Genomic DNA, 23,047 nt, shown 5'->3' on the forward strand with positions numbered 1-23,047 from the left:
AATTTGATTACCGTTAATAGGTGATGCGACGTGAACGGGCAATGATAGGCCATTCGCCGATCGCCTCACGATCCCGGATCACATAAGCCTTGTCGTATAAAGCGACCGTAGGACAAATATGAACGGGAATGCCATAGAATACGGAACCTAATGGATAGAGCCGACTGTCCGGGACTTCCAAGACCAGATGCTCCTCGCTCTGGGAGATAGGTTTCGCCTCCGGATGATTCAAGAAAAACACACGGGGCAAAGGACTTTCCGAGGCTACCGCCTTGTAACCAAGATCTACACAAACATGATGCTCATCCAGCACGGAAATGACCCGAGTTATCAATAAGGCAGCTACCTTGAACGGCATATCCGGATAAGCGTTTCCATACCCCCAATCCCAGAACACAAACGTGCCGGGACTGCATTCGCAATCCTTCCGCTTCGCGTACATCGGGAATGTAGGAGTACCTCCCATCACCTTTACCAATGGATAGGCAAACTTGCGGGATATCTCCCGGAACACACGTTCGGTCAAGGCGTACGCTGCATCCGCGCCTTGGCAACGTACCGATAGCTCCGCGTCATGTATATGTCCGTCGTAGCCATGCAACCCGATAATCTGCAGAGACTTCAGCGGCAGGATGGCATCCACCAGCGCCTCCGCTCTCTCCGGGAGGACTCCGGTACGATTCATTCCCACGTTCAGATCGATAAAGACATCCAAGGTGATATTCCCGGCCTCGCAAAGAGCCGAGATCGCACGGGCATTCTCCGCTTGATCTACCAAGCAGGAGTAATGGGTGGCGGGATATGCCTTTATCAAATCTAATAAGCGGGAAATCTTCGGGCCTACCGGCTGATAGGCTAATAATACATCGGGGGCATTCATATGCCCCAGCATCTCGGCCTCGGCAATCGTAGCGCACTTGAACTTCCGGATTCCGGCATCCAGCAGCATGCGGGATACCTCAGCCGCCTTATTCGTCTTCACGTGCGGACGAAGCCGGTTCGTATCGCCTATGATCCTCTTGGCCAACTCGATATTGCCGGAAATACGATCCGGATAGAACGCCAAGGCTGGCGAGTCTATCCGGTCTACATTACTTATGACGTACCAATCGTCCATGGCTTATTCGTATAATTCGAACAAAGCCTCTATCTCTACAGGAATATTATCGGGAAGAGAACCGAATCCTACGGCGCTACGGGTACCTACACCGTTATCCGGCCCCCATACGGCGGCGAACAACTCGCTACAGCCATTGATCACATAAGGATGCTTTCCGAAATCGGGCGTACAATTTACCATACCCAATACCTTGATCACTCTCTTTATCTTGTTGAAGCTACCAAGGTTCGCCTGGATGGTCGCCAACATGGTAAGTCCTACTTGCTGGGCGGCGAGTTTGCCTTCATCCATCGTCAAGTCCTTACCGATACGTCCGATGATCAAGGATTTATCATTCCGCACAGGCCCGTGACCGGAAAGATACAGGTATTTGCCATCTATCACACAAGGCTTGTAAACTCCGGCCGGAGCCGGTGCGGGAGGTAAGGTCAACCCTAATTTCTCAAAATTCTCATCTGCGTTAATCATGCTCATAATTTCTTTCATTTATATGTTAGTAAAAAAATATATTGATCTATTTCCTGACTCTTTCCGTTACCGGTTGATTCGTGGCGACAGAGATTCCTTGTAGCTCTACATACTCGACGCTTAAAGGATTCTTGGAGCTGGCTTTAACGTAGAGGGATTGGAGAATCGCCTGTTGGTTGTTGATCGTTATGTAGCATACATAGCGGGAATCACGTTTGGTAATCGTCAACTGGCGGGAGGGATAAGCGGTCAATGAGCATACACAAGCATTATCACTCGCCGAGATCAGTTTATACCCATAAGCCATTTTCCGTTGGATATAGCTCAAGCCATTGGTTTCCCCCGGATGCTTTTCCCGATTGACCCAATAAACGTTCAAGGGATCATGTGTATCCAGCTTACCATCCCTCAGATTCACATCGTAACAAACCAAGTTCTTATTCACGCTTCGTGCTATATGAAAAAGCCTCCCGACCGTTGGATAAGTACCTTCCTCCGGGTCCGCCGCAAACGAGGCGACGAAAGGGAAAAGCATAATAACGATACTAAGCAGCCATCTCTTTCTCATTGCTCAATCATTCTTTTGTTATACAATCAAATTTAAGATCATTACCCCGATCAATCCTACGACCGACACGATCGTCTCCATGATAGACCATGAGCAGATCGTATCCTTTATGCTTAGGTTAAAATATTCCTTGAACATCCAGAAGCCGGAATCGTTGACATGCGAGAACATCAAGCTACCCGCTCCTAAAGATAAAACCATCAAGTTCGGGTTCGCACCCGTTTGCGTAACTAAAGGCATCACCACGCCCGCCGCCGTCAACGCCGCCACCGTAGCCGATCCCACGCACAAACGGATCACGGCAGAGATCAACCAACCCAAGATCAACGGATGAACGGGCAATTGCTCCAGACTTGTCGCCAGCTCATTGCTTACCCCGCTATCCTCCATGATCTGCTTGAAGATACCGGAACCCGCGATGATCAAAAGGATCATAGAGATATCTTTCACGGCCTCCCCATAGACTGCCATAACCGACTTGATACTACGTCCCTGCCGGATGCCCAGCGTATATGTAGCGAACAACAAGGCGATCAGCATTACAATGGAAGGAGCACCAATAAAAGAGACTATCCCGCTCGCCATCTCGCCCATATCCTTAAAGCAATAAGGAATAACCGTCACGATAATCAGTAAAAAGACAGGCAACGTAGCGCTGATAAAACTATTCGCCTTGCCCGGCATGCTATATCTCCCGCTATCCTCTTTCTGCTCGAACAACGTGACCGGACCGGATTTTATATGTTTCAACCGACTGCCGAACACCGGCCCGGCGATAATGATAGCCGGAATCGCCAAACATAAACCGTAGATCAGCGTAAGGCCGATATTCGCGTTGAATTGTACCACCAAGGCTACCGGAGACGGATGCGGGGGCAGGAATCCATGCGTCACGGACAACGCCGCCAACATCGGCAACCCGATATAGACCGCCGGAAGCTTGTATTTATACACGATCGAGAAGATCAATGGCACCAACAACACAAATCCGATCCCATAAAATAACGGAATACCCACGACAAAGCCTGTCACCATCAGCCCCCATTGTATATGCTTAGTACCAAAAAGCGACACCATCACGGAAGCGATCTTCTGTGCCGCTCCGCTCTCGGCCACCAACTTGCCTAGCATAGCGCCTAATACGATAATCAACGTCAACCCACCCAAGATACTCCCGATACCGTTATTCACCGAGTCCGGCAGCTTCTCCAACGGAATGCCCAAAGCGATGCCCGCCAAGATAGAGGAGATCAGAAACGCGATGAAAGCATCCACCTTAAAGTAGGATATCAAGACAATCAATAAGGCCAAACAAAGTACGACAATGATAAATGACATGTTTTTTCGCTGTATTAGTTTATAATCCGTAAACGGGATACAAAGAAAACATTTATTTCCGAACTACCCCTTTTTACGATAACTAATTACCGCTAACAGATTAAAAAAAACAGCAAATAGACAGACAATCACAAAATGTCCCCGTAAATCGGCAAAGCCGCTCCCCTTTAAATAGACCATACGCATCACCTCCACGAAATAACGCACCGGATTCGCCAGCGTGATCTTCTGCGCCCATTCCGGCATACTGCTGATCGGCGTGAACAATCCGCTTAGCAAGGCGAAAATGATCAAGAAGAAAAACGCCGTAAGCATCGCTTGTTGCTGTGTGGACGAGAAGGAGGAGATCGCCAAGCCAAATCCCGTAAAAGCGATCAAATATACGGCGGCAAACAAATAGATCACCCCGAAACTCCCCTCCGGCACCAAGCCGTAGATCAGCCAAGCGATGAGGATCGCCACCGTCAGCAGGACAAAGCCTATCACCCAGAAAGGGATCAGCTTCGACAGCAGGAACAGGGACTTGGGTACGGGCGAGACGTTTATCTGCTCGATCGTCCCTTTCTCCTTCTCGCTCACGATATTCAAGGCGGAGATCGATCCCCCGATAATCGTCAGCAAGAATACCATGATGCCGGGAACCATATAGATCTTGTAGCTCAAGTGGGGATTGAACAGGTTAATCGAAGCCACTCCCCTGCCCGATCCCATAGAGGCGAAACCTTTCTCCCTATTGAAATCCTGTATAATCGAGGAGAGGTAGGAGCTACCCAAGCCGCCCTTAGTTCCGTTCACGGCGTTAGCGGCGATCATCACGTCCGCCCTGCCCTCCTTACCCAAGTCCCGCTCGAAATCAGAGGGGATTTCCAGAATGATATCGGACTCATTGCTCTCCACCGAGGTCAGCGCCTCGTCGTAACGATCCGACCGGTCTGTCAGGCGGAAATATCCGGAGGATAGTACCTTATCTACCAATTGCATGGAGGTGACGGAATGATCGTTGTCCACGATGCTAAGGTTAATATTTCGCATCTCGAAATTAGCGGCAAAAGGTAAGATGATCAACTGCATGATCGGGATGATGAAGATAATCTTCGGCATGAACCGGTCCCGACGGATCTGCTTGAACTCTTTCTCTAACAAATATCGTAACATAGCTTATAATCGTATTTTAAAACGTTTCACACTCAAGAACACCAGCACGACCGCCATGAACGACAATATCCCGATCTCCTTCAAGATCGACACGGCGGGAAGCCCCTTGATCATCACGTCCTTCACGGCGATGATATACCATTTGGCCGGAACGATATGGGAGAACCATTGCAGGATATCCGGCATATTCTCTATCGGGAACATCATGCCGCTCAACAACATGATCGGAAGCATCAAGGCGATACCGCTGATCAACATAGCCGCCTGCTGGGTATCGGCTACCGTGGAGATCAGCAGGCCCAGGCAGAGGGATACGATCGCATACAGGATGGACACGGAAACCAGCAACAGCAGGCTGCCTTTTATCGGAACGTCCAGCAGAAAATAGGATAGTAGCAAGATCGTAGCGATATTCACCATACTCAGCAATAGGTATGGGATCGCCTTGGCCAGAATGATGTAGATGGGTTTCAACGGGGAGACCAGCAGGACTTCCATCGTTCCCATCTCCTTCTCTTTCACGATGCCGATCGAGGTCATCATGGCGCATATAAGGATAAGGATCAAGCCCATCACGCCGGGAACGAAGTTGTAGGCGCCTTTCATTTGAGGGTTGTAGAGCAAAGAGGTAACCGGGGTCACGGCTTTACCCTCAACCGCCGACTCGCCTTTCAACTGTTCCGCGATGATCGCCGAGCAATAGGCGATTAGCTGCGTGGCCTCGTTCGGATCGGTAGCGTCCGCCAAGACTTGTACTTGGGCATCGGCCGTGGAAGCGTACCCGGGGGGGAAGACAACTATGACGTGTACCTTTCCTTGCCGAAACAAGGCCCCGGCATCCTCATAGCTATCGACGGTCGTATACAGCTCGAAGTACTCGCTGGCATTCAAGCGGTCTGCCATCTTCAGTGTCAGCTCATCCCGGCTTTGGTCGAAAATAGCGATCGGCACACGCTTGATCTCGGTCGTGATGGCATATCCGAACAAGATGATCAGGATAACGGGCATGAGCAAGAGGATCATTGTCGTGCGTGCGTCCCTGAAAATGTGATAGAACTCCTTTCTAACAAAGGATATGAATTGTTTCATCGTTTATTCTCCTCTCGTTGCTTTTCGAGCCAAGGCGTGGAAGACTTGGTTCATATTCGTTGTCTTAAAATCCCGTTTCAAGGCGGAGGGACTGTCTAACGCTTCGATCTTTCCGTCTACCATGATGGAGACACGGTTACAATACTCCGCCTCATCCATATAATGGGTGGTGACGAAGATCGTGATCCCCCGGGCAGCCGCTTCATAGATCAACTCCCAGAACTGGCGGCGGGTGACGGGATCGACGCCTCCGGTAGGCTCATCCAAGAAAACGATCTTGGGATCATGGATGATCGCCACGGAGAAGGATAGCTTCTGTTTCCAGCCCAAGGGCAGGGAATCGACCAAGGTGTTCCGCTCCTTTTCCAGCCCGAGGATATCCAGCAACTCATCCGTTTTCTGGGACAGCTGCCGTTTAGACAAACCGTAGATACCGCCGAAGAGACGGATATTCTCCCATACCTTTAGATCGCCGTATAGGGAGAATTTCTGGCTCATGTATCCGATATTCCGTTTGATGGACTCGCTCTCCCGGTAGACATCGAAACCGGCTACCCGGGCCTCGCCGGATGTCGGGACCGACAGGCCGCAGAGCATACGCATGGCGGTGGTCTTCCCTGCCCCGTTTGCCCCGAGGAAGCCGAATATCTCGCCCGGCTCCACCTCGAAACTGATATGATCGACGGCGGTGAAGGTGCCGAAACGTTTGGTCAGTTGTTTTACTTCTATCGCTTTCATTTTTTATCCTTATTTCATAATTACAATGCCGCATTTCCCCAAGATTCGACCTCGCGCCCAACGCGAGGCCCCGCATTTCCCCGAGATTCGACCTCGCGCCCGACGCAAGCCCCGTATTTTTCCAAGATTCGACTTCGCACCCGACGCGAGGTCGAATCTTGGGGAAATGCGACACATCCCCTCTCTTACAAGGCCATGAAACAATCCTCAACGCTTGGCTCAAGGCGTTCGATGCTTACGTCCGCGTAACCTTTGCCTTTCAGATATTCCTGTAATCGCCTCATGACATCCTCCCCATCCCTCCTCAACGTAAGATGATGAGCATCTCCAAAAGCGAAACACGAGTTTGTATCCGGGAACTCCCGCAAGTCTCCCAACAACTTATACATCGATGCGCATCGCACCGCGTATAGCCGCCTATCGAATGAGGTACGGATACCTACCGGCGTATCGATAGACAGGCATTCCCCAGAACGCACCAAAGCGATACGGTCGCAACGGGAGGCCTCATCCATATAAGGCGTAGAGACAAGTATCGTAATGCCTTGCCGTTTCAGACGATCCAGCATATCCCAGAACTCAGAGCGGGAGACAGGATCGACCCCCGTCGTAGGCTCATCCAAGAACAAGACATCCGGACGATGGATCAAGGCGCAACTCAAAGCCAGCTTCTGCTTCATACCACCGGACAGCTTCCCCGCCCGCCGATGCTTGAACGGCTCTATCTGACTATAGATATCCCGTACCAGATCGTAGTTCTCCTCGATCGTCGTATTGAAGACCGTAGCGAAGAAGTTCAAGTTCTCCTCTACTGTCAGGTCTTGGTAGAGCGAGAAGCGGCCGGGCATATATCCTACCCGCCGACGGATCTCCTTCAAGTCTTTCACCACGTCCAAGCCGCAGACAGAGGCGGTACCGCTATCGGCCAGCAACAACGTGGTCAGGATACGAAACAGGGTGGTCTTTCCCGCCCCATCCGGACCGATCAACCCGAACAACTCACCGGAGCCGATCTCCAGCGACAGATTCCGCAAGGCCTCGACATCGCCATAACGCTTGGTGATATGATTTATATGAATCTCGTTATTCATATTTAATCTCCCCATATTGCCCGATCTTCAGATAACCATCGTTGCGGACGGCGATCTTGATGGCATATACCAAATTAGCCCGTTCGTCCTTCGTCTGGATACCTTTCGGGGTAAACTCGGATTTATCGGAGATCCACGTGATCGTACCGGGGTATTCCCGGCGATCATTCCCATAGTCGGCGAAGACCTTGAGAGATTGCCCTAGTTTCAGGTGGGATAACTGATCCGCCGTCACATAGGCACGGAGATAAAGCAAGTCCGTATCGGCGATCTTGTAAAGCGGTTTGCCTGCCGCCGTCACCTCTCCCGGTTCGGCGTATTTCACCAATACCGTACCGGTCTGGGGATTGAGGATACGGCTTTTCATCAGTTGATCATCCAATTGCATGATCTGGTATTGCAGGCCCTCCGCCTCGGCGTCGGCAGCTCCCGTCGTCTTGCTTAAGGAGGAGTATTGGGCATCCAGTTGTTTCTGGAGATATTTGATGTTATTCACGATATCGTCCAGTTGCTTTTGGTTACCCGCTTTCGCACGCACCAAGTTTTCCTGTCGCTGTTGCTCGGTCTTAGCCGTGGCGATTTGTTGTTCCAAGACAGCGATCTGCTTACGGATATCCGGCTTGCGAATATCTACCGAGCGAAGGCTGGCAGAGAGTTGCATCTTCCGCAGAAAAAGCTGGGTGCTATCCACGTAACCCACGATGGCGCCGGCATCCAAGCGATCGCCCTCCTCGATATTCAGTTCCATGATCTTTCCGTTGGCTTCCGAAGATACCAAGATCTCGGTTGCCTCAAAGGTACCGGAAGCGTCAAAATCATTGTCTGTATTACCGCAAGCCGTCCATAGAAGGCTACATAAGCTGATAAAAATCAAATGTCTCATAAATCAATTGTATTTGTCATACTCTATTTAATTCGTTGTATACATATAATTATAAATAGTCATCAAGCGCTGTACACGGTGCGCCGCGGCGGTTTGCCGGGCCATGTCCTCGGCGTTGATCTCCCGGATTAGGTCCGTGACAGAAATCACGCCATTCTCCAGCTTCACCTCCGCCGCCTGCTTGATGCTTGTTCTCAGACGGATGATATCGTCATCGGCACGCATCAGGTCCGTCATTTTCTTTATCTCCGTGTTTTGCTGCAAAAGTTGCAGGCGGGTATTGAATAAGAAGGTCTCCCGTTGCACATCAATCTGGCGACGGCTTACCTCGATCTTCCTCCGGTCGTTCTTCAGCGTGTACAACTTCCCCAGATTCCAAGAAAGACGGACACCGGCCACATAATAAGGCTCGAAACTATCCTCCAGCATGTTCAAGCCCGGCCGTCCGTAACCACCTTGTACGAAAGCTCCGATACGAGGCATCAAGCCCGCCGTTACCTGCTTGTTTTGCGTCTCAATCCATTCGCTCTTAGCATCCAAGGCCCGTAATTCCGGACGGTTGATTTGCGTGGACAATGAACGCTCGGGTGACTCCGGAGTCTTCAAGACGACTTGATCCGTCAACGGTTTATTGATAAAGGTCGCCAACATCTGCCGATATACCGTGCGAGACGCTCTTAGCTCAATCTCATTTTGGCGGGCATTCAGCAGTTCCACTTCCATACTTTCCAGATCCGATTGATTCGCCACGCCATTGTCCATCATCGCCTTGATACGCTCGATATTGACCTGCAACTCCTTTTGAAGCAAAGCGTTCTGACGTATCAACTCGTCTTGCAGCAGGCAACCGAAGTAGATTTGATTCACCCGGTCGTTCAGCGCATACAACTCACTTTCCAACTGCTCCCGGTTGGCGATCGCCTCGGCACGAGTCAAGGCACGGGCCGAACGGGTGCTACCGCCGTCCCAAATCGTCTGGTCCACCTGCGCCACGACTTGATACTGATCCTTGCTCAAGCTAGGGATCTCAAAGCCGGGAAGAAGCGAGGAGATCTTATCGCCATCCAAAGGCAACTTCGTCACGTCGCTCTGATAGCTTGCCTTACCGCTTACCGAAAGCTGGGGAAGCCAAGCCTTGCCCACATTACTCAAGCTATAACGCTCCGTCTGATCGATCAAACCCATTTGATGAATCTGCGGATAATTCGCCCTCGCCCACTCGTAACATTGGGTGATCGTGACCGATTCCTGTCCGCTAACCCTTCCGGCATAACCCAACAGGCTAATTAACAATAATACATATACACCTCTCATATACTCTATGATATGTTTATTAAATTGAACAAATCCATCATCTGGCATCCGGGACCATCAGCTGGGTTATTACCTCGACGATCAAATCCCTGCGCCTATCCATATATTCCTCAAACCGCCCCATATCGTTATCCAAAAAAGCCGCCGCTAGTGGCTTGCGGATCAACAACGGGAAGACCACTAGGCTCACCAAGGTCGAAACCAAATCTATGACCGGCATCTTCCGTAGAAGCCCCTTGTCCATCTCCTCCTCTATCTGACGACGAAGACGCAAGATGGGCTGTATTTTTTTCGGATCTTTCAGCACGGTCTGGAATAAACGTTCCGGATCTCTGTTTAACTCGCCCACCACAAAATTCGGGAACATCGGGTTCGCACGAACAATTCCCATATACAGATCAACGATCACCGGCATTTTCTCCAGCATCGTACTCTTCTCATCCAAAACCCGATCGATGTTCGGCAACAATGAAGAAAGCAATTGTCCGAAAATAGCGTCGAACAGAATCTCTTTCGTCCTATAATAATAATGTAAGGCCGTCCTGCCAATACCCACTTCTGCCGCCACGTCACTCATGGTAGCCGCCTCGTACCCCTTTCGGACAAACACTCGCTTCGCCGCTTCTATGATGCGAGGCTCCATCTCATTCATGTCTTTCGCTTCCATAATTAAATGTTATTTTTTGTTTTGTCACTATCGTTTGTCATTATAGTTTGACACATGCGTCAAAAGTAGTATAAAAAAATTACATAGCAAATAAAACCTAAGTTTTCTTGCTATGTAATCCTTCTTAAATAATTATTGGATCGTGCGAGCCTCAACTCCTTCGGTCGTAATCTCCACAGGATTGATCAATCCCTCCTCGTTAAACGTCATCTTCTCAATACAAGTCTCCCGGTGGTCACGTGTCTTGACCCCGGCCGGCCGGCGATGGTACACGATGTAGTAATCTTCCGAATTCGGCACATGCATGATCGAGTGGTGACCCGCTCCGTTGGCGATATCGAAATTTTGCCGCAAGACCTCCCCGATACGATTGAACGGGCCAAAAGGAGAATCGGAGATGGCGTAAGCGACCTTGTAATCCGGTCCGGTCCAACCACCCTCACTCCACATGAAGTAATATTTACCATTCTTCTTAAACATAAACGGGCCTTCCACGTAATCCTTGGGAGTTACCTCTTTATAAATCGTTCCGTCCTCGAACGGTATAAGTCCGGTAAAGTCTTTATTCAAGCGTACCATGTTGCAGTGTTTCCAACCACCGTAATACATATAATACTCATCATTGTCAGCGTCGTGGAAAACAAACTGATCGATCGGCTGCGCCCCGTTCACGATCTCGTTGATCAGCGGCTTACCCAGCAAATCCTTATAAGGCCCTTCCGGACGATCGCTCACGGCAACACCGATGCCTCCGATCTCTCCCTCGTGCACGTCATTCGCCCCAAAGAAAAGATAATACTTACCGTCCTTGTTGATTACCGAAGGAGCCCACATAGCGATCTTCGCCCATTTCACCTCTGCCGTATCAAGAATGGCGGTATGCTTGGTCCAATTCACCAAATCCTTGGAAGAGAAGCAATCGAAGAAGGTTTGCTTCTCATATAAATCACTCGTAGTCGGGTAAATCCAATAGGTATCCCCGTAAATAATTCCCTCCGGATCGGCGTACCAACCCTCGAATACAGGATTACCACTCTTCGCTACCTCTTCGCTTGGAGCCTGTTTAGGACCGCCGCAGGACATCAAGGCACCGGCCATCAATACTGTGTAAAACAGGCTTTTCTTTCCGTTTATCATCAATAGTAGATTATTTATTAGTAAATCAAATAGTATCTTTTAATTATTCGAGTTCTCCATGTTCTTCGCCAAACCACCTTCCGAGGTCTCCTTATAAAGACTGGGCAAATCATTACCTGTCTGGCGCATCACCTCAACCACCTGATCAAAACTTACCCGGTGTTTTCCGTCGGAGAAGTTCGAGAACGTATTCGCGTCAAGCGCACGGGCAGCAGCAAAAGCGTTTCGCTCGATACAAGGGATTTGTACCAAGCCACAAACAGGATCGCAAGTCAATCCCAAGTGATGCTCCAATCCCATCTCGGCGGCATACTCGATCTGCGCGGGCGTACCACCAAACAACTGACTGGCGGCAGCGGCAGCCATAGCGCAAGCCACGCCAACCTCACCTTGGCAACCTACCTCTGCCCCCGATACGGAGGCATTCGTACGCACCACATTTCCAAACAAGCCTGCCGTAGCCAACGCACGCAATATACGGGAATCACGGAACTCACGCGTCTCCTTCAAGTGATAAAGGACCGCAGGCATTACACCGCAAGAACCACAAGTCGGAGCGGTCACGATCTTCCCACCGCACGCATTCTCCTCAGACACCGCCAAGGCATAGGCATACACCATTCCCCGGCTCTTGATACTGCTGCCATAACCTTTCGCACGGATCATATAATCGGAAGCCTTACGACGAATGCCCAAACCTCCCGGCAAGATGCCTTCCGCTTCCAGGCCACGACGAACCGCATCCTGCATCACTTCCCATACCTCAGCCAGATAATCCCAGATAGAAGGGCCTTCGTGCTGCTCGACATATTCCCAATAGGAATGGCCAGTCTTCTCACACCAAGCCTGTATCTCCTTGATCGTATGCATATCGTATACTTGCTCCGTCCTCAACTCATTGAAAGACTCGTTCGCCAAGGTTCCCCCGCCGATACTATATACGGTCCACGTATCCAGCTCCTCGCCACTCTCATTATACGACTCGAACAACATCCCGTTCGGGTGGAACGGCAAGAAAGTCTTGGGTTCCCAAGTAATATTTGTCTTCGCGACCGGCTGTAATACCTCAAGAATAGCTGCGTCCGTCATATGGCCTTTTCCCGTAGCCGCCAGACTACCATATAAGGTTACGTTAAAACGAACAGCGCCCCGGTTACGTTCCAAGAACATTTGTGCCGCACGCATCGGCCCCATAGTATGACTACTTGAAGGGCCATGACCCATCCGGTATATTTGTTTGATTGATTCCATCTTTCTTCGATCTAAGTTTTCTTGTTTCTATACTTTAAGGAAAATATTATGTTTATAAAACGCATACAAAAGTACATAAATTACCGATACATTGCACATGGCAATGAGCACCGGATAATAATTTCCTAAATATTGCTGGGTTCCGAAAAACAAGGATTCGCCGATACACCTAAAACTTACCACGTTAGTAAGCATATAAGCCAATATTGAATTCATGCCGTACACTTTCAGCCAAGTCGTATACTTTCGATGCCCTTTATAGTCGATCCAATAATAGAACAACCCCATAAGCAAGAAACAGTACCCACTGCTCACCAATACCATCGAACTGGTCCACAGTTTCTTAATAACAGGAAGCTCGATACCCCAAAGCCATCCGGCGATAACCATACCCAGACCAATACCGAATAACATCCGTAATTTGAGCCGCTCGGAATATAATTTGTTCTTTAGGATATATCCGGCGAACAACCCGGTCAAGACGGTTACCCCGAAATTCAAGCTGCTCAGTATCCATGTATAACGATACCAAGTAGCGAATATCACCTCCCCGTTCTCCACCGTCGCCCCATCCCGGAAACGTCCCAGTACGGTGCGATCGATCCATTCGGCCAAATTACTATCCGGTGTGCACGAACCTCCCCCATAGTTACCGACTGTAATAAACTCCATCGCTCCCCAAAAGATTAATAAAAGAGCCGCCGCTATACCGATCTGTACCCGTATCCCTACATGCAAGAATAACAAAGAAGCAATCAAATACCCCATAGCGATCGACTGCAAAGTATTTGAATACAAATAAACCCGGTCCGGGTCCAAAGCCAATAAATTACCTTGGCACATCATACCGAAGACCCAAAGCAGTAGCACCCGTTTCCCGATCCGCCGATATACCGCCATCTTATCGGGCATATCCTTATAACGAGACAAAGAGAAAGGCATGGAAACTCCCGCCATGAATAAGAATAAGGGCATCACGAGATCCCACGTAGAGAATCCCTCCCATTCCACATGCGAGAATCCCCACATAAAAGAATTAAACCAAGACATATCGATCGCATGGGCCAGCGGATGCAACACCATCTCCAACACCACTAAGCAAAAAAGGTCGAAGCCACGGAGTACGTCCAATGACTCCAACCGATTTAATTTCTTCTTCTCCATCCGTCTATTATACTTTCAAGAAAATACGTTGGCGATATAAGAAATACAAGAATCCCCAACAAACAGCGATATATGCGATAGCGCTAACCAAAGGCTGGGCGGTCTCGGGCATCAATTTCGCCAACCCTCCGAATATAGCCTCGGAAGTATAGGAGAAACGGATGAAACGCTGTGCCAAATAGATCGTAATAGAGTTCATGCCGATCACGGTAAAAAACAAGGTCCATTTACGCCACCCCAATACATCTATGATATAGAAGAACAAAGCAAACATCCAAACGGAATAAGCACCTACCACACAGACAAAAGAGCTTGTCCATAGCTTCTTATTGATAGGGAAGACCAAGCTCCATAACAAGCCGACGATCAACAATACAGCTCCCGCTCCTACTAAACAAAGCACTTTCTTTCGGTCGGTCAGCCCCTCTTTCCGTAACTTAATCCATTCACCGGTGAACATACCCAACATTGCCGTGGCAATTGCGGGAACGGTGGAGAATAAACCCTCCGGATCAAAAACAGTCTCGTGCAAACGTCCGGGAAGAAACAGGCGGTCAATATACCCTACCAAGTTTCCCTCGAGCGTGAACGGCCCCGCTCCACCGGCGTCCGGCACAGGCACAAAAGCCATCGCCAGCCAATAGCCAACCAAGATAAGAACCGTTATCCCTGCACGCGCTTTCCAACCGAAACGGACAAACAACAAGGCCGCGAACATCCATCCCAACCCGATACGCGCCAGCACGCTTGCGCAACGCAGGTGGTCAAATTCAAACGACAATAGCCCGTTATATACCAATCCCAAGAAAACCAAGGTAATCCCCCGACGGACGATCTTCTTATAAATCGCCCCTTCCGTCATACCTTTTCCTCGTTGCTTCTCTAGTGAGAACGGAAACGAGATACCCGCAATAAAAAGGAACAATGGGAAGATCGTGTCGTGATGCGCCAATCCGTTCCATTCCACATGTTCCATCTGCCCGGCTATCGCCTGAAAAAAAGGATTCGGAAACAATGTCGCCAAAGCGACAAATAAAGAAGCACCGCCCATAATAAAGAGCATGTCAAAACCCCTAAGGGCATCCAATGATTGCAACCGCTGGGGTTGTTGTTTTTGTTTTTCCATATAATCTATTTACATTTAAAGTCAACACAAATATACTCAAACTCACTTACATACGAATGGGGTTTGACATAAAAGACGCTCCTAATCTTTCCCCTCGCATTTAGCCTCCAGTTTTTCAGCGTACGCCTCTTTCCTCATCAGATATAGATGAATAAAAAGGAGTTATAAAGTTCAGAAAACCATAGCGCTTCTAACGTAGATATCAATAAACTTTTCCCAAAACGGCGAGGACGACTCAGAAAGTAAGGCTTACCTTTCGTCACCAATTGGTAAATCAAGGCAGTCTTATCCACATATAAATAGTTCTCATTCCGAATATTTTCGAAACTCTGTATTCCTATCGGTAATTTACGCATAGTCGTCATAACCTTTTTTCTTACCACACCTGTTGTTGAACAAAGATAGAACTTTTTTCCGGAACAAGTCTCCGATTATAGTTTTCATTCTATGAAATACTCAATTTTTTCTACACTAATAGAGGGCGATATTTTACTTTCCATAAGCTGGAAGTAGAATATCGCCCTCTATTTTACAAGACAGTTTGTCTATGAGTAAGCACTAGATCTAAGGCATACAAATATTTCACTGAGTAAGATCACCTCATAGCCTTAGCAAAAGCTCTAATCGCATAATGAATAAAATAATAAACAGCCTTATACACCGGCAAATCCATCTCATTTCTCAAAATGTTCCACTGCCAACGCATGGCTTTTAATTTATTCGAAGAGACCGAATGGTCACTAACTCGGTAAAGAGCCGTCACCGTATTTGTGTTCTGCGCTTTATACCCTTGCTTTAAGATAGAAAGCCAACATACATAATCCTCATGCCCAATTTCCTTGAAAAATATCTTTCCCGTCAAGGCTGAATCATACATGGCTGTCAAGCATCCTATACAATTCCCTTTCAATAACAAAGGATAATCAACCTCACAAGGAGCTATTACCTCACGCCCGCATCGCTCTCCGCCTAGACTTACTTTCTCATAGTTAGAGAAAACAATAGCGACCTCAGATTTCTCAAAGACTTTTAACTGATCGCTTAGCTTATTCGGTAACCATATATCATCGCTATCCAAGAAAGCAATATACCGTCCTTTCGCTTCCTTTATTCCCATATTACGGGGTAACGTAGGCGAACCGGATGGTTTATCCGTCCGTAAATATCGAATACGGGAATCTATTCTCGCATACTTTTGAATGATTGAGAGTGAATCATCACTAGAACAATCATCCACAATAATCATCTCCCAATCCCCAAACGATTGAGCCAATACGGACTCAATCGCTTGGGATATAAAAGGAGCCGCATTATAACACGGGGTTATAATGGATACAAGAGGCAACACGTTAAATACAAATGATTATTTGAATAAATAACGTTTCAACTTAGCGAATGCCTTAAGCGAACGTTTCAAGTCTGAAGGATTACGCAAACCGACTCTCAGCCTGTGTAAAATGTAACTGGCACGTAAATAATATTTCTTCCGTGCCCTATTACAGAAATCAACCATTTCCCCTGCGGAAAGATCCGGTAAAGACAATACGGTGTTATGTGTACCATCCGGCAAACAATACTTCTCATAATCCGTCTCTATATAGTTATTTTCCCTCGCCCACTGATAAGCCTCCGTACCGGGATAAGGTATCAACGGGAAAAACTGGGCGGTATCCGTATTCAACCTTAACGCTAACCGAAGAGTCTCTTCCATGGTTTCCCGGGTTTCGCCTTGGTTACCGACCATATAACAAGCATGTATCAACAAGCCCGCCTTTTTAGCGTTGGCAACATACTGATAGAAATATTCCACCTTCGTTCCTTTCTTGATGTTATCCAATATCTTTTGGCTACCACTCTCTATACCCGGAATAATCAAACGACATCCGGCCTTTTTCATAGCCAACATCGTTTCCAAATCAAGATCCACACGAGCGTTACATAACCATTTCAACCGTTTATTCAATTTCTTTTCCACTAACAAACGACAAATGTCCAATACTCGCTTCTTATTGGCTGTAAATGTATCATCCTCGATTACTACCTCCTTCACATCTGGGAAATTAGCGGCAATGTATTCGAACTCGGCCACCACATTCTCTGCGGATCGTGCCCGAAAAACATGCCCATGCATCGTTTGCGGATAGACACAGAAATTACAACGGAAGGGACATCCACGCCCGGTAAATATCTGGATAGAGGGATATGTGGCAGCAGCGAAAAAGTAATCCCTCTCATTTAAATGTTCCTTGATAAATTGTGAGGCAAAAGGAAGATCATCCAAATTCTTCATCGGTGGCATATGCGCAATTCGTACAAACTCCTTCCCGTCCCAAAAACAAAGCCCTCGAACCTCCCGCAGATCCTTTCCTGCGTCCAGAACATTCGCTAGCTCATTCACGATACAATCATATTCCCCAATAGCGACCGCATCCACCGCATTCGAATAACCCAACGTCTCTTCTGCGCAAGCCGAAGGATGAGTCCCCACAAGCACGACAAACGAGTGAGGATACAATGCCTTCAGCTTCCCGGCAAAAGCAACGTCACTTTTAATGGAAGGCGTACTTGTATCTAAAACAAACAATGAATGCTCATTATCCGTCTTCCGAATAATGTTTAAAGACTGTTCCTCATTTAACTGTTTAGCTGGAGCATCCAAAAAAGAGACATTATGTCCCTGTTTGCTTGAATACAAAGCCGCATAAATCAGCCATAGAGGATAATATAAAGCCCCACTTTTCGTAATTGCCGGACTACGGGATTCTCTGGAGAACTTCCCGAATTCGGCTTTGAAAGGGGGATTGATGAAATAGATGTTCATAATAAATCTATCGGGTTCTTAGTTTGTTAAACATATATATCGCTGTTCTGAATGACAGAACATAAAGCATAATCAGTAAATAGTAAAAAGGGAAGAATGAGATTCTATACAAAACAGCTGAAACCAAAAGCAGCAGAAAATAAGCGATGACTCTGAATCCATACAATCTGGATACATCGTAGCGGATAATATATTTCCGAAAACAAATATTGGTTGTTATATAAGGAGGCTTGGACGATTTAAACTCTAATGTTCGTACAAATGAATGTATCAGCAATAATAACACTAATAGAGAAACGGATATGTTCTCGGGAAACAACAGGAAAGGGATAATGTAACGCAAACTTGAAAGAATGAAGTACAAAAACATCTTTACATATCCACTAAGACTATTGTACAGCAAGAACGAGATGAGCAACACCAATAACCCCACGGCAAAATAGATAGTGTGCGCATGGGGGAAAAAGAAATGGAGCATCGTTAAAAATGCAATTGTCTGGATAATACGGGAAATATACACCACTCGCTTATGCTGATAATAAAAATCCAGTTCCGTCCCGTTGAGTCTCCATGTCGGACTGTCATCCCTTTTGACTGTCTCCGTATCATTCTGAATATAGCCTATTTCATACACACATTCTACTATTAGCAGCGTTGATAATGACAAAGCCAACGTCTGAACGGTAAAACCCGTTTGCATTCCGTACAAAAAGACGATGGGCAGCAGATGGGTAAAAAACAACGATACGACCGCATGAGGCCTTGTCCGAAACAAATAGACCAAGGGGACGCAGAACAACGTAAAGTACTTTAAATACATATAGATTTAATTTTTAATGATTTAGGACAAATATAATCTCCCAATATATTATCTCCTATATGAAGAACATCCTGAGTTCTATAGCCTGTATTTTTCAAAACAAACCGAAACATATTATCTGTAGATTTCAATACACCAGTAGCAGATGAAACATATAATTTAGAATGATACCGGTAACCATTGGCATATAATATTTCTTCTATAAAACCAACAGGAAGATACATATCCGAAATAATAATAACTTCTTTCCTTAAAAAGGCAGCATAATCATATAAGGCTTTTATTTCCTGCCTTGCTGAAAGCTCAATGCGTTCTATCTTCAATTCCAATTGGAGCAACAAATCTCTTACCTCTTTATCGTAAGGTAGCATATTATAAATGGAATAGATATTCGTTTCCTCAGTTAAAGATTGTTTTTTGGATTTCAATTCAGCTTCTATTCTTATTTGCTTAAAGCCCCGAATCGGAATTGAACTCAATTTATTATATTCTTTTTCCACTAGGTCGAATACATCTGAAGGAGTTGATACTTTCCTTTGTAAAAGAGTATCAAAAATATCAAAAGAAATCACAGAGTATTTATTGATCGCTTTCTTTATCCGATTCAGATCCGATTCTATCACACATCTACAAAGGACACTTTGTAATAATTCTTTAACTCTCATAATAAAGTTAGTGATCAATATGTGAAAGTATAATTTTAGCGACCTCCTCTGTGGCTGTCCCTTTCTCATAAGAACCTAGATTTTCATGATGTCGTATCATAGCTTGCTTAAACTTATTCTCATCAAAAGCCTCTATCTGTTTTCTCAATTCCTCATTTGTCTTGCAAATAGGGAATCCCCACTCTTCTATAGGTGTATAGAAGTCTGTTTTTTTCTTATATTCTTCTAAATCAGGAGTAAAAAGAAAACAAGGGCGATAGGTAAATGAATAATCCCAAACGCTCGATGAATAGTCTGTTATTAACATATCTGCAGTACATAACAAATCTTGCATTTCTGGATAGTCTGAAACATCTCTTACAGTGGACGTATATTCATGCATTTTTGAATTAAACGAAAGACTATTAAATAAACACATATGATATCTTAAAAATAGAATGACTCTTTTTGCAGCAAAGCGTTTTTTTACAGCTTCCAATAATTCATTTTCTTTCAAACTCCAATCATAAGACGGACTTGATGTCGTGTTTCTAAAAGTTGGTGCATACAATACGACAAAATCAGATTGTTTAATATTAAATCTATCACGAATACAATTTGACAATTCATTCATTTTTTGAGCACTAAAAAACACATCATTTCTAGGTAATCCTAATTTAACAAATTTATCCTCATGCAAATTCCACGCAGAACTCATACATTTTGTAGTAGAATAGCTCGATGATAAAAAATAAGAAGTAGCCTTAGAGAAATGCAAAATTGATCTATTATATAACCACTGACATCTTCCAATGTCATAAAAATCTTTTTCTATTTTCTTATACGCTCCTCCTGCATGCCAAGTATTAATAACTATTTGGGTCTTTCGAAAAGGAATATAATCATATCCTCCAATATTTGTTATATAAACTTTTGCAGTCATTAAATATTTAAAATAACTTAAAGAAAATCTCTTAACACACTTAATATCAGCATATTCATTATTGCATTTCGGCTTAACACTCCAAGCAATCTCAACATTACTACCTACTATTTTCTCAATATTATCATAAATATAAAATGGATTGCAACAAATTCTTTCACCTGAATAACTTTCAAATAACACCCTATTTGACTTTACTCTAAACACATAGAATACACGCAAGAGAAATCGTAAGACTTCTTTTACACAAAGCTTAAGTATCATAAATTACTATTTTATATATGACATAAATAAAGGAATCGTATCTTGTAGAATACATCCTTGTTTAAAAATTCCGGCTGTTCCTCCCACGAAAATAGAGGCTCCCAATTGACGCATATATTTCGCTCTCTCAGTACTGACACTTCCATCTACACATATTTCTACATTTCCATAATTATGTTGATCCAAATATTGACGAGTTTCACCTACTTTTTCCATCATTCCATGAATCATCATTGTTCCAGCAAATCCGGGTACAATAAGCATCAATAATATAACATCAACATAAGGGAGATATTTACGTACCTCATCTATAGAAGTATCCGGATTTAAGGCTAATCCAAATTTCGCACCCCTCTGTTTAATAAAAGCCGCATTCTCCAAAACACTTTCTTTACATTCACTATGAATAGATACAATATCCCCATCTCTAATGTCCATTGAACGGATAATTGTACGAGGATGTTCCATAAGCAAGTGAATATCAACTGGAAGACTCGTAATCTTTCGAATAGAATTAACCATATCAGGACCAAATGTAAGATTTGGGACAAATGCAGCGTCCATTATATCTACATGTAAATAATCAACTCCATTTTCTTCTAAAATATGGATGTCACGCTCCAAGTTTACCAAGTCAGCACACATAAGCGAAACGGATAATTTAGATATTCTATTCATGATCTACCAACATTACTTTATTTGAATAAATAGAATTATCACGCATAAGCATCAAGCCTTCCATTAACTGGCTAAAATCCAAACGATGGGTAATCAATCTTTTGAGATCCAATTTTTCATTCTCCAACCAATATAAAACTTGAGTCCAATCATTATCATTGATGCCAAAACTAGAGTTCCAAGTACCATAAATCTGCAATTGCTTTCGCAATAGTTTCCAATAAAAATCTTTCTCTAAAGTCATATCATCAATTGGATTACCTAAAGCAACAATAGTACCCGAAGATTTCACTATTTTCAAGCTAGTATTGAACGACATAGATGCCCCAGTCCCCTCAAAAACAATATCGGCTCCGGAGCTATCTATATTCCTTGATACCCATTCAGATACATCTGAAGTAGTAGAATTACAGATATTCTCTACCCCATAAGTCTTTGCAAAATCCAACTTTGTTTGAGTCCTACCTACTAATACCACTTTTGATGCTCCCAAAAGTTTTACCATTTGAGATAATATCATCCCAATTGTTCCTGGACCGATAACAACAACTGTATCTCCTTTTTTAAAACCAGATCGTTTTAATGCATGTAAGGCAACCGCTGCTGGTTCTAGCATAGCCGCTTCTTCATAACAAACGCAATCCGGAATCTCCAAGAGATTCCAAACAGGAACAGCAACATATTCCGCAAAACCCCCATTACATCTTGATCCTAAGTAATCATAATTCGAACATAATTCATATTCCTTATTTTTACAATTATTACACTTAAAACAAGGTTTCAAAGGGAAAACAGACACTCGCTTACCCAACCAAGATAAATATGTTGAACTTCCAATATCACTAACTACACCTGAAAATTCATGACCTATAACAGTAGGAAAATGATATGTTCCAGTTTTAAATACTCTAGCAATATCCGATCCACAAATCCCAGCCGCCTTAACTTTAACTAATACTTCATCTGATTTTAATCTAGGCAGTGGTATATTCGTATACTTTAAATCACCTATACCAAATAACACATTTGCTTTCATTTTTCCAACAATAATTTTAAACGAACTAAATCCTCCGGTACCGTTACTTTAAAATTTCGTTCATCACCTTTTATTAACTTTACTTTCATTCCTGCCTTATAAGCTATTTCTGCACTTCCTCTCACCAGTAACAATTCTTCCCTATTCATAGACTCACAAGCATTTATATATTTCCCTAATTTAAAAGCTTCAGGAGCTTGTCCTGCAAATAATATATCTCTATTAAGGACAGAAGATATGCTCAGCCCATCATAACTTTCATATATCGTATCCTTCATTGGTAAAACAGGCATAGCCCCATCATATTTTTGGCATACATTGATACATTCATCAATAAGTACATCTGTTACAAGTGGGCGTGCTGCATCATGAATAATAACAATATCAGATGGGGCATAAAACATTTCTGCCACCTTTAACGCATTGAATATCGTATATTGCCGACTTTCTCCTGAAATAGCAAAATGAATAGGGATATCAAAACTATTAGTTTCATCTTCCAGAATTCGTTTCCATTTCGGATCTATAGCGATAATAAGGCCATCTATGTGCTTATTACACACAAAACATTCTAAACTATAAGATATTATCATTTTTCCATGTATCTTCAAATATTGTTTAGGTATATCACACTCCATACGAGATCCAGATCCACCGGATAATATTATCGCAACATTTCTAGTCATAATCACTTTATAATAAATACAAGAACAACACTATCTAATAAAATAA

Annotated in this window: 22 protein-coding genes and 1 pseudogene; all 23 read right to left on the reverse strand. The window is 45.0% G+C overall.

The window, feature by feature from the left end:
* Nucleotides 1-13: 13 nt before the first annotated feature.
* The 23 genes and pseudogenes from DW033_RS16630 to DW033_RS16745 all read right to left on the reverse strand — a co-directional run bounded on the left by DW033_RS16630 (nt 14) and on the right by DW033_RS16745 (nt 23,001).
* The gene (locus DW033_RS16630) at nt 14-1,117 is read right to left on the reverse strand and encodes a D-TA family PLP-dependent enzyme (RefSeq protein ID WP_008780489.1); all 1,104 of its coding nucleotides are present in this window, start codon (nt 1,115-1,117) and stop codon (nt 14-16) included.
* Nucleotides 1,118-1,120: 3 nt separating this feature from the next.
* Nucleotides 1,121-1,594 carry a RidA family protein gene (locus tag DW033_RS16635; protein WP_005856453.1) on the reverse strand — a complete coding sequence of 158 codons (474 nt, stop codon included), beginning with the start codon at nt 1,592-1,594 and terminating at the stop codon, nt 1,121-1,123.
* A gap of 40 nt (nt 1,595-1,634) precedes the next feature.
* Nucleotides 1,635-2,156: a DUF4833 domain-containing protein gene (locus tag DW033_RS16640; RefSeq protein ID WP_005856451.1), complete on the reverse strand. Its 522-nt coding sequence runs from the start codon at nt 2,154-2,156 to the stop codon at nt 1,635-1,637.
* Between the two features lie 18 nt (nt 2,157-2,174).
* Nucleotides 2,175-3,494 carry a gluconate:H+ symporter gene (locus DW033_RS16645; RefSeq protein WP_057318793.1) on the reverse strand — a complete coding sequence of 440 codons (1,320 nt, stop codon included), beginning with the start codon at nt 3,492-3,494 and terminating at the stop codon, nt 2,175-2,177.
* Nucleotides 3,495-3,557: 63 nt separating this feature from the next.
* Entirely contained in the window at nt 3,558-4,649 is a 1,092-nt protein-coding gene (locus tag DW033_RS16650) for an ABC transporter permease (RefSeq protein ID WP_008771944.1), read from the reverse strand.
* Between the two features lie 3 nt (nt 4,650-4,652).
* Nucleotides 4,653-5,738: an ABC transporter permease gene (locus DW033_RS16655; RefSeq protein WP_122379722.1), complete on the reverse strand. Its 1,086-nt coding sequence runs from the start codon at nt 5,736-5,738 to the stop codon at nt 4,653-4,655.
* A gap of 3 nt (nt 5,739-5,741) precedes the next feature.
* On the reverse strand, nt 5,742-6,476 hold the full coding sequence (locus DW033_RS16660; RefSeq protein WP_005856443.1) for an ABC transporter ATP-binding protein: 735 nt from the start codon (nt 6,474-6,476) through the stop codon (nt 5,742-5,744).
* A 185-nt stretch (nt 6,477-6,661) separates the two neighbouring features.
* Nucleotides 6,662-7,582, reverse strand: coding sequence for an ABC transporter ATP-binding protein (locus tag DW033_RS16665; RefSeq protein WP_226768337.1), 921 nt, complete (start codon nt 7,580-7,582; stop codon nt 6,662-6,664).
* Nucleotides 7,560-8,450, reverse strand: coding sequence for an HlyD family secretion protein (locus DW033_RS16670; protein WP_048927395.1), 891 nt, complete (start codon nt 8,448-8,450; stop codon nt 7,560-7,562). Before DW033_RS16670 ends, DW033_RS16665 begins: the two co-directional genes overlap by 23 nt.
* 27 nt (nt 8,451-8,477) lie before the next feature.
* Nucleotides 8,478-9,764 carry a TolC family protein gene (locus tag DW033_RS16675; protein ID WP_122382958.1) on the reverse strand — a complete coding sequence of 429 codons (1,287 nt, stop codon included), beginning with the start codon at nt 9,762-9,764 and terminating at the stop codon, nt 8,478-8,480.
* Between the two features lie 37 nt (nt 9,765-9,801).
* Nucleotides 9,802-10,431 (reverse strand): TetR/AcrR family transcriptional regulator, encoded by a 630-nt coding sequence (locus tag DW033_RS16680; protein WP_005856435.1) that lies wholly within the window; start codon nt 10,429-10,431, stop codon nt 9,802-9,804.
* 132 nt (nt 10,432-10,563) lie between these two features.
* A complete protein-coding gene (locus tag DW033_RS16685; RefSeq protein ID WP_036614350.1) occupies nt 10,564-11,568 on the reverse strand; it encodes a glycoside hydrolase family 43 protein in 1,005 nt (334 codons plus the stop codon).
* Nucleotides 11,569-11,607: 39 nt separating this feature from the next.
* Nucleotides 11,608-12,819 (reverse strand): L-serine ammonia-lyase, encoded by a 1,212-nt coding sequence (locus DW033_RS16690; RefSeq protein WP_008771936.1) that lies wholly within the window; start codon nt 12,817-12,819, stop codon nt 11,608-11,610.
* Nucleotides 12,820-12,846: 27 nt separating this feature from the next.
* Complete coding sequence (locus DW033_RS16695; protein WP_122382955.1) at nt 12,847-13,983, reverse strand: acyltransferase family protein; 1,137 nt, start codon at nt 13,981-13,983, stop codon at nt 12,847-12,849.
* Nucleotides 13,984-13,990: 7 nt separating this feature from the next.
* Nucleotides 13,991-15,109: an acyltransferase family protein gene (locus DW033_RS16700; protein ID WP_121773229.1), complete on the reverse strand. Its 1,119-nt coding sequence runs from the start codon at nt 15,107-15,109 to the stop codon at nt 13,991-13,993.
* A 185-nt stretch (nt 15,110-15,294) separates the two neighbouring features.
* Nucleotides 15,295-15,474, reverse strand: a pseudogene (locus tag DW033_RS16705) (AAA family ATPase); the annotation flags it as partial.
* A 230-nt stretch (nt 15,475-15,704) separates the two neighbouring features.
* Nucleotides 15,705-16,457: a glycosyltransferase family 2 protein gene (locus DW033_RS16710; RefSeq protein WP_057326348.1), complete on the reverse strand. Its 753-nt coding sequence runs from the start codon at nt 16,455-16,457 to the stop codon at nt 15,705-15,707.
* Between the two features lie 15 nt (nt 16,458-16,472).
* Nucleotides 16,473-17,930, reverse strand: a complete 1,458-nt coding sequence (locus tag DW033_RS16715; RefSeq protein ID WP_122145807.1) for a B12-binding domain-containing radical SAM protein — start codon at nt 17,928-17,930, stop codon at nt 16,473-16,475.
* Between the two features lie 810 nt (nt 17,931-18,740).
* The gene (locus DW033_RS16725) at nt 18,741-19,415 is read right to left on the reverse strand and encodes a hypothetical protein (protein ID WP_147423681.1); all 675 of its coding nucleotides are present in this window, start codon (nt 19,413-19,415) and stop codon (nt 18,741-18,743) included.
* A 7-nt stretch (nt 19,416-19,422) separates the two neighbouring features.
* The gene (locus DW033_RS16730) at nt 19,423-20,601 is read right to left on the reverse strand and encodes a CDP-glycerol glycerophosphotransferase family protein (protein WP_011966410.1); all 1,179 of its coding nucleotides are present in this window, start codon (nt 20,599-20,601) and stop codon (nt 19,423-19,425) included.
* 6 nt (nt 20,602-20,607) lie between these two features.
* Nucleotides 20,608-21,279, reverse strand: coding sequence for a ribulose-phosphate 3-epimerase (locus DW033_RS16735; protein ID WP_122145806.1), 672 nt, complete (start codon nt 21,277-21,279; stop codon nt 20,608-20,610).
* Nucleotides 21,272-22,315 (reverse strand): galactitol-1-phosphate 5-dehydrogenase, encoded by a 1,044-nt coding sequence (locus DW033_RS16740; RefSeq protein ID WP_011966412.1) that lies wholly within the window; start codon nt 22,313-22,315, stop codon nt 21,272-21,274. The genes DW033_RS16735 and DW033_RS16740 overlap by 8 nt, the downstream gene beginning before the upstream one ends.
* Entirely contained in the window at nt 22,312-23,001 is a 690-nt protein-coding gene (locus tag DW033_RS16745; protein ID WP_122382957.1) for an IspD/TarI family cytidylyltransferase, read from the reverse strand. Before DW033_RS16745 ends, DW033_RS16740 begins: the two co-directional genes overlap by 4 nt.
* Nucleotides 23,002-23,047: the final 46 nt, after the last annotated feature.

Source organism: Parabacteroides sp. AF39-10AC, from assembly GCF_003635405.1.
GTDB lineage: Bacteria > Bacteroidota > Bacteroidia > Bacteroidales > Tannerellaceae > Parabacteroides > Parabacteroides distasonis.